Raw genomic sequence first — 11,226 nt, 5'->3', positions numbered from 1 at the left:
GTGCGATGGTGGGTGGGGCCGATCCGCAGTTTGCCGGTTATAACCGTGCACTGCAGGCACGTCGTTCCATTGGCTCACTGGCGAAACCGGCAACCTATCTCACCGCGTTGAGCCAGCCGAACAGCTATCGCCTCAACAGTTGGATTGCCGATGAGCCGATTGCGCTGAAGCAGCCGAATGGCTCCATCTGGAAACCGATGAATGACGATAAGCGTTTCAGTGGCAAAGTGATGCTGGTAGATGCGCTGACCAACTCCATGAACGTGCCAACGGTAAATCTCGGCATGACGTTGGGGCTGAATTCCGTGGTCGATACCTGGACGAAATTAGGTGTGCCAAAAGATCAGTTGAACCCGGTTCCAGCCATGTTGTTGGGTGCGCTGAACCTGACTCCGGTTGAAGTGGCGCAGGCGTTCCAGTCGATTGCCAGCGGTGGTAATCGTGCTGACCTGTCAGCGGTACGTTCGGTGATAGCGGAAGATGGCACCGTTCTGTATCAGAGCTTCCCGCAAGCACAGCGTGTTGAGCCTGCACAGGCTGCGTATCTGACGCTTTACAGCATGCAGCAGGTAGCCGATCACGGTACCGCTCGTGCATTGGGCGCGCGTTATCCTAACGCACACCTGGCGGGCAAAACGGGTACCACCAATGATTTGATCGACAGCTGGTTTGCCGGTGTTGATGGCAAAGAAGTGGCGATTACTTGGGTAGGGCGCGATAACAACCAGACCACCAAGTTGTACGGTGCCAGTGGTGCGATGCAGCTTTACCGCCGCTACCTTGATAATCAGGCGCCTATGCCGTTGGTGCTGACGCCGCCTGAAGATATCACCCAGATGAACGTCGATTCTGCCGGTAACTTTGTGTGTGGTTCTGGCAGCAGCACCTGGCGTTCACTGCCGGTGTGGACGCTGGATGCCAACTCGCTGTGCCAGCAACAGCAGCAGCTCCAACAGCAGCAAGAGTCTCAACCGCAGCAGCAGTCACCTCAGCAGCAACAGGGTGAGCAGAAGGACGCTGACGGGGTAGCAGGTTGGATCAAGGATATGTTTGGCAGCAAGTAGTTAGCTGCAAAGAATACAGGGCGCTTCGGCGCCCTTTTTCATGCCTGTGCTTTGTTAATCACGATCATGGACTTGCACGATCTGGTCGTAAACACACCGCTATCAGGCATTACATCTTGCGGATCTTGTCAAACTTCGCCTAAAATTCGTGCGTCTAATAATCATTCTCGTTTGTATTCACCTGCATAATTTTCTTTTCGAGAGAACCTTTTATGAATACGCGAATTTCTAATCCTTGTTTGGTGCGTGCTGCGGCCTCCCGTCGTCCGCTTGCTATATTGATTTCTTTAACACTGGGTACGCTCAGCGCACAGGCGCTGGCAGAAGATACGGTAGTCGTGACCGCGAATGGCGGTAGCAACGTCGCTCAGGAGAGCGCATGGGGGCCGGCACCGACGATTGCGGCCAAGCAGAGTGCCACCGGCACCAAAACGGATACTCCGATTGAGAAAAACCCACAGTCGGTTTCGGTGGTGACGCAGGAAGAGATGGCGATGCGAGCCGTCACCAGTGTTAAAGGCGCCTTTAACTACACGCCTGGGGTGCTGACCGGTAACCGTGGCAGCTCTGATGTGATCGATGCGCTGTCGATTCGCGGATTCAGCGAAACCAATACCAATCAATATCTTGATGGCCTGAAGCTGCAGGGTGATAACTACTCTGAGTTCGCCATCGACCCTTATTTCCTGGAACGTGCTGAGCTGCTGCGCGGTCCGGTTTCCGTGTTGTATGGCAAAAGCAATCCTGGCGGCGTTGTGGCGCTGGTCAGCAAACGCCCAACCCAAGAAACACTGCGTGAAGTCCAGTTCCAGATGGGCACTGATAATCTCTTCTCAACCGGCTTCGATTTTGGCGGTTCACTGGATGATGATGGCGTCTATAGCTATCGCCTGACCGGTCTGGCACGCAGTGCTGACGCACAGCAGGAGATGAACAAAGAGAAGCGTTACACCATCGCCCCTTCGTTCAGCTGGCGTCCAGATGCGAATACCCGCTTTGATTTGCTGACCTACTTCCAGAACGAACCGGAAACCGGTTATTACGGCTGGTTACCGCGCCAGGGCACCGTTGTGGGGATTACCCGTCCAGATGGCAGCAGCTACAAATTACCGACCAATTTTGATGAAGGCGAAGACAGCAACAAGATCTCGCGCAACACCAAGATGGTGGGCTACAACTTTGAGCACAACTTTAACGACACCTGGACAGTGCGCCAGAATCTGCGCTATGCGGATTTGCGAACCAATTATCGCAGTATTTATGGTAATGGTTTTGATGCGACGACTAACGAAATCACTCGTGGGTCGGCAGTGTCTGATGAGAAGTTAAACCAATTCGCGGTAGATACGCAGGCACAGGCTAAATTTGGCACTGGCGCGGTGGATCATACTTTGCTGATGGGCGTGGATTATCAGCGCACACGTAATGATATTGATGCGGCGTTTGGCTCAGCATTCCCAATTAGTGCGACCAATCCTCAGTACGGGAACGATGCGCTAGACGGTGCTGCATTCCCTTACCAATATCTGAATCGTCAAGAGCAAACCGGCCTGTACACACAAGATCAGATGGAGTGGAACCGTTGGGTTCTGACCTTAGGTGGCCGTTACGATTATGCGATGACTTCAGCATTGAATCGCAATGGCAACACGGAAGAGAAAAACCATGACCAGGCCTTCACCTGGCGTGGCGGTTTGAACTACGTCTTTGATAACGGTATTGCGCCGTACTTCAGCTACAGCGAATCGTTTATCCCAACCGCGGGTACAACATCCAGCGGTGAAACTTTCGACCCTTCACGTGCGAAGCAGTATGAAGCTGGGGTGAAATACGTACCGAAAGACCGCCCAATTGTGATTACCGGTGCGATCTATCAACTGACCAAAACCAAGAACCTGACGCCAGATCCGAACAATATTAACTTCAGCGTGCAGAGCGGGGAAATCCGTTCACGCGGTGTTGAGTTGGAAGCCAAAGCGGCACTTAACGCCAACATCAACATGACAGCGGCGTACACCTATACCGACGCAGAATATACGGAAGACACGGTTCTGAAAGGCAAAACGCCGGTGCAGGTGCCGAAGCATATGGCATCGCTGTGGGGAGATTACACCTTCCATGAAACCGCACTGTCGGGCGTGACATTGGGAGCAGGTGTGCGTTACGTCGGTGAGAGCAAAGGGCTATATGCGGAGACTGAGCAGAATGGCAGTAACTCAAACCAGAACTTCGACGTAGCGGGTTACACCACCGTTGACGCAGCGATCAAATATGACCTCGCGCGTTTCGGTCTGCCTGGCTCAACTGTTGGTGTGAACATCAACAACCTGTTCGATCGTGAATACGTTGCCAGTTGCTATCGCGACTATGCCTGCTACTGGGGTGCTGAGCGCCAAATCGTGGGCACGGCGACCTTCCGCTTCTAAAAATATCTGATCAATACGGGCGCTTCGGCGCCCTTTAACCAGGGATTACCATGCAGCATCCGCACCATGAAGAAACCACCTTCACGTTGGACAACGTCAGCTTTCATGTACCGGGGCGCACGCTGTTGCAGCCACTCTCGCTCACCTTCGCGCCAGGTAAAGTCACGGCGTTGATTGGTCACAATGGTTCGGGTAAATCCACGCTGCTGAAGATGCTGGGTCGCCACCATGCGGCAAGTGAAGGCCGGGTGCTGCTCAATAACGATGCGGTCGACAACTGGGGGAGCAAAGATTTTGCGCGCCAGGTTGCCTATTTGCCTCAGCAGTTGCCTGCCGCAGAGGGAATGACGGTGCGCGAGCTGGTCGCGATTGGGCGTTATCCTTGGCACGGGGCGTTAGGGCGCTATGGCCAGGAAGATCGCGACCGTGTAGAAGAGGCGATTACGCTGGTGGGTTTGAAACCTTTCGCCGGGCGTCTGGTGGACAGCCTGTCGGGCGGCGAACGCCAGCGCGCATGGTTAGCCATGCTAGTGGCGCAAAACAGCCGCTGCCTGCTGTTGGATGAACCCACTTCTGCACTGGATATTGCACATCAGGTCGATGTTCTCGCCTTGATTCAGCGCCTCAGCCGTGAGCGTGGCTTAACGGTGATTGCGGTGCTGCACGACATCAACATGGCGGCGCGTTATTGCGACCGACTGGTGGCATTGCGCGGCGGTGAAATGATCGCCGAGGGTGGGCCAGAGGTGATTATGCAGGCCGATGTCCTGGGCGATATCTACGGTATTCCGATGGGCATTCTGCCCCATCCACAGGGCGGTGCACCCGTCAGTTTTGTTTACTGAGGCCTCGGCATGTTCGACATTTCCCGCCGTCGTTTACTGACGGCGCTGGCGCTTTCGCCACTGATGAATGTTGCCCCCCTGCGCGCGGCCCTACCCAATGCAGAGCGCATTCTGGCGCTGGAGTGGTTGCCGGTGGAGTTACTGATGGCGCTCGGTGTCGCGCCACTGGGCGTGGCTGACTTACGCAACTATAACGTCTGGGTAGGCGAGCCGCGGCTACCTGCCAATACCATCGATCTCGGCTTACGTACTGAACCCAATCTGGAGCTGATGACGCAGCTTGAACCCTCCTTGATACTGCATTCCAACGGTTACGGACCTGCGCTGGATAAGCTAGAACGTATCGCGCCGACCATGGGATTTGATCTTAATAGCGGCGATGGAAAACCCTTAAGCACGGCACGAAAGTCGCTGCACATGCTGGGCGCACGGCTTGGACGTGAGGTGCAGGCCATGCAGCATCTGCAGTACCTTGATGAGCAATTGGCAGCGGCGCGTGAGCGTCTTAAGCCTTGGGCTGGTCGCCCGGTGCTGCTGATGTCGCTGATGGACAGTCGTCACGCCATTACCTTCGGTGCCAATAGCTTGTTCCTGGAAGTGATGGAAATCCTTGGCCTGACCAACGCCTGGCAGGGGGAAACCAACTTCTGGGGTAGCGCGGTGATTGGGCTGGAACGTTTAGCCAGCGTGGGCGATGTCCAGGTGATTTGCTTCGACCATGACAACGACCGTGACATGCAGCAGGTGATGAGCACGGCGCTGTGGCAGGCTCTGCCGTTCATCCGGGCGGGCCGCTTTAAGCGCGTGCCTGCCGTGTGGTATTACGGCGCGACCTATGCGGCGCTGAAATTTGTTCGCGTGCTTGAACACGCGCTGGAGTCGCATTGATGCGCCATCGTCTTTTCCCTGTGATGCTGTTAAGCACGCTTTTTCTCCTGGCACTGATTTTAACGTTCATCAACTTGCGTGAGGCCCTGCCTACTGCACAGTGGTCGCAGGCGATATTGGCGCCAGATATCAACAGCATCCAACAAGTGGTGTTTCATCACAGCCTGTTATCACGCTTGGCACTGGCGCTGCTGGTGGGCGCAGGCCTCGGCTTAGCCGGTTTGTTATTCCAGCAGGTACTGCGTAATCCGCTGGCTGAACCGACCACGCTGGGTGTTTCATCGGGTGCGCAACTTGGTATTACGGTCGCCACATTATGGCAACTGCCGGGTGGTGAACTGACTCAGCAATTTGCGGCGATGGGAGGCGCAGTGCTGGTCGGCGTGCTGGTATTTGGTGTGGCCTGGGGTAAGCGCCTCTCGCCAGTGACGCTCATCCTGGCTGGCCTGGTACTCAGTTTGTATGCTGGTTCATTGAATCAAATCTTTGCCATTTTCAATCACGATCAACTGCTCAACATGTTCCTGTGGAGCACTGGCGCGCTGAATCAGATGGATGGGCACAATGTGGCGATGCTGTGGCCGCGCCTGTTGTTGGCATTTGCGGTGGCGCTGGCGCTGTTACGCCCATTAACCCTGATGGGGCTGGATGATGGCGTGGCGAAGAATCTTGGCCTGGCACTCTCAACGGCACGTATCGCCGCGCTGGCGTTGGCTATCCTACTCAGCGCGCAACTGGTCAATGTGGCAGGGATTATTGGCTTTATCGGCCTGTTCGCCCCCTTGCTGGCGAAAATGCTCGGTGGTCGTCGCTTGTTGAGCCGTATGCTACTGGCGCCGCTGATTGGTGCGTTGCAGCTGTGGCTGGCCGATCAGTGTGTGCTGTGGCTAACCAGCCACTGGCGTGAAGTCTCAACGGGCACGGCGACCGCACTGATTGGTGTGCCCATTCTATTATGGTTGCTGCCGCGTCTGCGTACTGGATCGGTACCGCCCGCGATGAATCTGGGCGATAAAGTGCCAGCAGAACGGCAAAAAGTGGTGTTCTGGTGTGTGTCTGGGTTGGCGATTCTGGCGCTGTTTTGCGTTATCGGTTTGGCGTTTGGTCGCGATGCGCATAGCTGGACGTGGGTTAGCGGCGAGATGTGGCATCAACTGTTGCCGTGGCGCGCACCCCGTGTGCTGGCCGCACTGGTGGTGGGCATGATGCTGGGCGTGGCAGGGGCGCTGATCCAACGTCTGACGGGCAATCCGATGGCGAGCCCAGAAGTGTTAGGCATTAGCTCCGGTGCCGCCTGTGGCGCGGTGGTAATGATGTTCTTTGTGCCGGGTGATGCAGTGGCGTGGTTATTGCCTGTCGGTGCCTTAGGAGCTGCACTGACGCTGTTGGTGATTATGTTGGTGGCCAGTCGCGGTGGTTTCTCGCCAGAACGTATGTTACTGGCGGGCATGGCCCTCAACAGTGCTTTTGTCACCTTGTTGATGGTGCTGATGGCGAGTGGCGATCCGCGTATGGGCGGGTTACTGACCTGGATTTCAGGATCGACTTACAACATCAGTATGCAGCAGGCAGTGCAGAGTGCGGGGGTGGGCATTATTTTAATTGCACTGGCACCGCTGGCAAGCCGCTGGCTGACGCTGCTACCGCTGGGTAGTGCGACGGCACGTTCGGCAGGTATGGCATTGACCGGTTCGCGCTTGAGCCTGCTATTACTGGCGGCGGCATTAACGGCTACCGCGACCTTAACCATTGGTCCACTCAGTTTCGTAGGGCTGATGGCTCCGCATATCGTACGTATGCTGGGATTCCGTCGTGCGTTACCTCAGTTACTGATGGCGGGGTTGTTAGGGGGAGGCTTGATGTTGTTTGCTGACTGGTACGGCAGGATGCTGGCGTTCCCGGATCAAATCCCGGCGGGGTTGATGGCGACCTTTATTGGCGCGCCGTACTTTATCTGGCTGTTGCGTCGGGCCTAAATGTGCAACCTACGGAAAGGAGTATCTGTGGGGGCACATGCTTATCCAGGTGTATACGGGAACGTTGTGTGTCTTTCAATTTAGAGTCGCCATTAATGGAATAATGCTGTTCACTTCAGTGCGTTTCAGTCGCCATCAATGGCGACCCTACATTGTTCGGTGCGGCTTTCGTAGGGGGCGCATTCATGCGCACTGATTGGTGCTTAAGTGGACGCCATTAATGGTGACCGCTAATTGATTTATAGCTTCGCGAAGCTGCGGCGCGCGGCATCAACGGTGCGCTGAATGTCTTCCTGGCTGTGGGCCAATGACATAAAGCCCGCTTCAAAGGCCGATGGCGCGAGGTAAACGCCTTCTTCCAGCATCAGATGGAAGAAACGCTTAAAGCGCTCAACATCGCATTTCGTTACGTCGGCATAGCAGGTCACGCTTGCTGCATCGGTAAAGAAGATGCCGAACATGCCGCCAACGTGGTTGATCACCAGCGGAATATTTTCTGCTTTCGCTGCCGCCAGTAAGCCTTCTAACAACTGCGTCGTGAGCTCCGTTAAGGTGCTGTGCGTGCCGGGTTGTGCAATCTGTGTCAGGCAGGCAAAACCCGCAGCCATGGCAATCGGGTTACCGGAGAGTGTCCCTGCCTGGTAAACCGGACCCGTTGGCGCCAGCGCTTCCATCACGTCACGGCGTCCACCAAAGGCACCTACGGGCATACCGCCACCGATGATTTTGCCGAGACAGGTTAGATCTGGCGTCACATCGTAATAGGCCTGAGCACCGCCCAGTGCGACACGGAAACCGGTCATGACCTCATCGATAATCAGCAGTGCGCCAAACTCATCACAAAGCGCACGCAGGCCTGGCAGGAAATCGGGCTGCGGCGGGATGCAGTTCATGTTTCCCGCCACCGGTTCTACGATGATGCAGGCGATATCTGCCGGGTACTGCTCGAACGCGGCACGTACTGAGGCTAAGTCGTTGTAGTTACAGGTCAGCGTGTGTTTTGCAAAGTCAGCGGGTACGCCTGGCGAGTTGGGCTGGCCTAAGGTCAGCGCGCCGGAACCGGCTTTCACCAGCAGGCAATCTGCGTGGCCGTGGTAGCAGCCTTCAAATTTGATGATCTTATCGCGGTGGGTAAAGCCACGCGCCAAACGAATGGCGCTCATGGTGGCTTCGGTGCCCGAGTTAACCATGCGCACCATATCCATGCTTGGCACCAGCTCACACACCAGCTCGGCCATTTTGACTTCCATTTCAGTCGGCGCGCCGAAGCTCAGGCCGTGCGCCGCCGCTTCAATCACTGCATTGCGGATATTGGCATTATTGTGGCCAAGCACCATCGGGCCCCATGAACCGACATAGTCGATATAGGCTTTGCCATCGGCGTCATACAGATAAGCACCGTCGGCGCGTTCGATGAACAGCGGCACGCCGCCCACACCGGTAAAAGCACGTACCGGGGAGTTCACACCGCCAGGGATCAGGCGTTGCGCTTCGGCATACAGGTTTTCTGACTTACTCATTGATCGGCTCCTGCTGTTCTGGAAAAAATTCTGGCGCCATTCTAAGGAAGAACGGCTTAGGGTGAAAGGCGATCGGGTGCTAAAGCCACAGTAAAGCTATACTTTAGCGCACCCTTGGTGGCACACAGTGTCAAGCACGGTACTTGATTGCACTGGGCGGCTGGCAGATAATAGTGAAATTAAGGTTGTTTTCTGACCTGGACGTTTACCCGGAGTATAAGATGAGTGACGACGTAGCAGCGCTGCCTTTGCAATTCACTGATGCAGCAGCAAAAAAAGTACAAAACCTGATTGCGGATGAAGAAAATCCAGAGCTGAAACTGCGCGTGTACATTACCGGCGGCGGTTGCAGCGGTTTCCAGTACGGTTTTACTTTTGATGATCAAATGAATGACGGCGACATGACCATTGAGAAGCAGGGCGTGGCGCTGGTCGTGGATCCGATGAGCCTGCAATATCTGGTCGGTGGATCAGTGGATTACACCGAAGGCCTGGAGGGTTCACGCTTTATTGTCACTAACCCGAATGCCAAAACCACTTGCGGTTGCGGTTCTTCTTTCAGCATCTGATTTCTCTCTGACCGCCGTCCTGGCGGTCAGAAATTTACCACTCGATAGTCACTAAACGTGACGTCTCACGACGATTTGCATCGCTTTTCAACACGCTTTCAGTGACTCGAGGCTGTGCACTAAAGTGACGCCCACAATCAATCAATGGCAGGTTTTTTCCGTTCTGGCGTGAGATATCGCATCGGGAGAACAATGTCAGCGTAACGGCAATAGAGCCGGTTGAGGTGGCCGCACCAATTGGCGCAGCCATCGCAAGGCCTATGGCCAGCAGCAGAGCTCTGGTCATGTATGATTCCTGGTGAAGTCAAAAATTGCGCTTTGCGCAAAAAGGGCACAGAGCTTACGTGGCCGCCGTGCCTTGTATTTTGATTTTCGACAATTTTTGTCGAATCTTTAGTCTTACTTGGTGTTATTTTTCGCCGGATGTAAATCTTCGCACAGCTGTTTCGCCGCTAACAGCATGCGCGGGCCAGGGCGGCTCAGCCAATCATCATTTATCGCGATCACCGGCACGGCCAGTTGTGGCTGCCAGAAGGCGGCAATATTCGCGGCTTGATGTTGGTCGCCACCGATCACGATCGCCTGCGGATGGCGTGCCAGCACTTGTTCACGGCTCACCTGCGGCCAGCTCACGCTGCTGTCGGCGAAGATGTTTTTACCCCCGCACAGCGTGATCACCTCGTTTTGCAGCGTATTACGCGCAGCGGTAAACAACGGCTGCTGTCCAAACTGTAAAAACAGAGGAGTCGGCGTTTGCTGCTGATAGCGTTTACGTAGGTTTTCTTCCTGCGCCCTGAGTGCCTGCGCAGCCGTGACAGCCTGTTGTGGCTGAGGGCTCCAATGCTGTAGCGCGGCTAAGGCATCAATCATTTGATCGAGGGTTTGTGGGTCGATCCACTCAACTTTAATCCCTAAACGTTGCAGTTGTTCGATTTGACGCTGTGGATTGCCACCGCGCCATGCCAACACGACATCCGGCTTGAGCAGCAGGATACGTTCCACCTTAATACCTTGCCAGTTAGCCACTTGTTCAAGGGTTTTGGCTTGCGCGGGATAATCCGAATAAGCACTCACAGCAACCGGTGTGATGCCCGCAGCGAAGGCCAGTTCAGTCAGATGGGGGGCGAGCGTAATGACGCGAGGTGCCGCGGCAAACAGGCTATTGCCGATCAGCAATAGCCCAAGCAGCAGATATTTAGCCACGCGCCAGCTGTGCCAGCAGGTTTTCAACCATCAGAGACGATTGCTTAGCAGCGACAGACAGGAACTCGTCAAAACTTAAATGCGACTCTTTGTCAGCCACATCAGAAATGGCGCGCACCACAACAAACGGCACCTTGAACTGATGGCATACATGACCGATCGCGGTCGCTTCCATCTCTACTGCAATGGCCTGCGGGAAGGTGCTACGGATGCGTGCCAGCGGCTCGGCGCCGTTGATGAAGGCATCGCCACTCACGACCAATCCGCGCACAGCGTTGAGATCCAGCTGTTTAATCACTTGCTCGGCAGCGGCAATCAGTTTTTCATCCGCTGCAAAGGCCGCTGGGCAACCCGCCATTTGACCCGGCTCGTATCCGAACGCGGTGACGTCGGCATCGTGATAGCGCACTTCATCAGACACCACAATGTCACCCACTTTCAGAGTAGGGGCTAAACCGCCTGCTGAACCGGTGTTAATAATCACGTCTGGCTTGCACAGCTCGAGCAGCAGGGTGGTACCCAATGCTGCAGCGGTTTTGCCGATACCTGATTTCAGCAGAGCAACCTCAACACCGTTTAAGGTACCGGTGTAAATTTCGCAGCCGGCCAGCGTCAGTGTCTGACGGTTTTCAATTTTGTCACGCAGCAGAGTGACTTCCTGCTCCATCGCGCCAATAATGCCTGCTTTCATAAAGAATCTCGCTGTAGTTATGGATGTAAACCTCAAAAGTGAGG

General features: G+C 55.2%; 10 protein-coding genes. 6 read left to right on the top strand and 4 right to left on the bottom strand.

What is annotated here, in order from left to right; translation table 11 throughout:
* The 5 genes from HA51_RS23325 to fhuB all read left to right on the top strand — a co-directional run.
* Positions 1-1,064 (top strand): penicillin-binding transpeptidase domain-containing protein (locus tag HA51_RS23325; protein ID WP_281253476.1); only part of this gene is annotated, 1,064 nt, incomplete at its 5' end.
* A 212-nt stretch (positions 1,065-1,276) separates the two neighbouring features.
* Complete coding sequence (fhuA, locus tag HA51_RS23320; RefSeq protein WP_084937406.1) at positions 1,277-3,490, top strand: ferrichrome porin FhuA; 2,214 nt, start codon at positions 1,277-1,279, stop codon at positions 3,488-3,490.
* A gap of 50 nt (positions 3,491-3,540) precedes the next feature.
* Positions 3,541-4,335: a Fe3+-hydroxamate ABC transporter ATP-binding protein FhuC gene (fhuC, locus tag HA51_RS23315; protein WP_084937404.1), complete on the top strand. Its 795-nt coding sequence runs from the start codon at positions 3,541-3,543 to the stop codon at positions 4,333-4,335.
* A 9-nt stretch (positions 4,336-4,344) separates the two neighbouring features.
* On the top strand, positions 4,345-5,223 hold the full coding sequence (fhuD, locus tag HA51_RS23310) for a Fe(3+)-hydroxamate ABC transporter substrate-binding protein FhuD (protein WP_084937401.1): 879 nt from the start codon (positions 4,345-4,347) through the stop codon (positions 5,221-5,223).
* Complete coding sequence (fhuB, locus tag HA51_RS23305) at positions 5,223-7,199, top strand: Fe(3+)-hydroxamate ABC transporter permease FhuB (protein ID WP_084937398.1); 1,977 nt, start codon at positions 5,223-5,225, stop codon at positions 7,197-7,199. Before fhuD ends, fhuB begins: the two co-directional genes overlap by 1 nt.
* 239 nt (positions 7,200-7,438) lie before the next feature.
* On the opposite strand, the gene hemL is transcribed toward fhuB, so the two are convergent.
* Positions 7,439-8,719: a glutamate-1-semialdehyde 2,1-aminomutase gene (hemL, locus tag HA51_RS23300; RefSeq protein WP_084937395.1), complete on the bottom strand. Its 1,281-nt coding sequence runs from the start codon at positions 8,717-8,719 to the stop codon at positions 7,439-7,441.
* 221 nt (positions 8,720-8,940) lie between these two features.
* On the opposite strand from hemL, the gene erpA reads away from it, so the two are divergent.
* Positions 8,941-9,288 carry an iron-sulfur cluster insertion protein ErpA gene (erpA, locus tag HA51_RS23295; protein ID WP_084937393.1) on the top strand — a complete coding sequence of 116 codons (348 nt, stop codon included), beginning with the start codon at positions 8,941-8,943 and terminating at the stop codon, positions 9,286-9,288.
* Positions 9,289-9,322: 34 nt separating this feature from the next.
* Here erpA and HA51_RS23290 read toward each other — a convergent pair whose 3' ends face one another.
* The 3 genes from HA51_RS23290 to mtnN all read right to left on the bottom strand — a co-directional run bounded on the left by HA51_RS23290 (position 9,323) and on the right by mtnN (position 11,182).
* Complete coding sequence (locus HA51_RS23290) at positions 9,323-9,574, bottom strand: hypothetical protein (RefSeq protein ID WP_084937390.1); 252 nt, start codon at positions 9,572-9,574, stop codon at positions 9,323-9,325.
* Positions 9,575-9,687: 113 nt separating this feature from the next.
* A complete protein-coding gene (gene btuF / locus HA51_RS23285; protein ID WP_084937388.1) occupies positions 9,688-10,491 on the bottom strand; it encodes a vitamin B12 ABC transporter substrate-binding protein BtuF in 804 nt (267 codons plus the stop codon).
* Positions 10,484-11,182: a 5'-methylthioadenosine/S-adenosylhomocysteine nucleosidase gene (gene mtnN / locus HA51_RS23280; RefSeq protein ID WP_084937385.1), complete on the bottom strand. Its 699-nt coding sequence runs from the start codon at positions 11,180-11,182 to the stop codon at positions 10,484-10,486. The genes btuF and mtnN overlap by 8 nt, the downstream gene beginning before the upstream one ends.
* Positions 11,183-11,226: the final 44 nt, after the last annotated feature.

Origin of the sequence: Pantoea rwandensis (genome assembly GCF_002095475.1) — a bacterium.
Classification (GTDB): Bacteria; Pseudomonadota; Gammaproteobacteria; order Enterobacterales; family Enterobacteriaceae; genus Pantoea; species Pantoea rwandensis.
This window is presented reverse-complemented; position numbering and strand designations above follow the sequence as displayed.

Coding starts and splice junctions, on each gene's coding strand:
- fhuA (WP_084937406.1), top strand. CDS start 1,277: ATGAATACGCGAATTTCTAATCCTTGTTTGGTGCGTGCTGCGGCCTCC.
- fhuC (WP_084937404.1), top strand. CDS start 3,541: ATGCAGCATCCGCACCATGAAGAAACCACCTTCACGTTGGACAACGTC.
- fhuD (WP_084937401.1), top strand. CDS start 4,345: ATGTTCGACATTTCCCGCCGTCGTTTACTGACGGCGCTGGCGCTTTCG.
- fhuB (WP_084937398.1), top strand. CDS start 5,223: ATGCGCCATCGTCTTTTCCCTGTGATGCTGTTAAGCACGCTTTTTCTC.
- hemL (WP_084937395.1), bottom strand. CDS start 8,719: ATGAGTAAGTCAGAAAACCTGTATGCCGAAGCGCAACGCCTGATCCCT.
- erpA (WP_084937393.1), top strand. CDS start 8,941: ATGAGTGACGACGTAGCAGCGCTGCCTTTGCAATTCACTGATGCAGCA.
- HA51_RS23290 (WP_084937390.1), bottom strand. CDS start 9,574: ATGACCAGAGCTCTGCTGCTGGCCATAGGCCTTGCGATGGCTGCGCCA.
- mtnN (WP_084937385.1), bottom strand. CDS start 11,182: ATGAAAGCAGGCATTATTGGCGCGATGGAGCAGGAAGTCACTCTGCTG.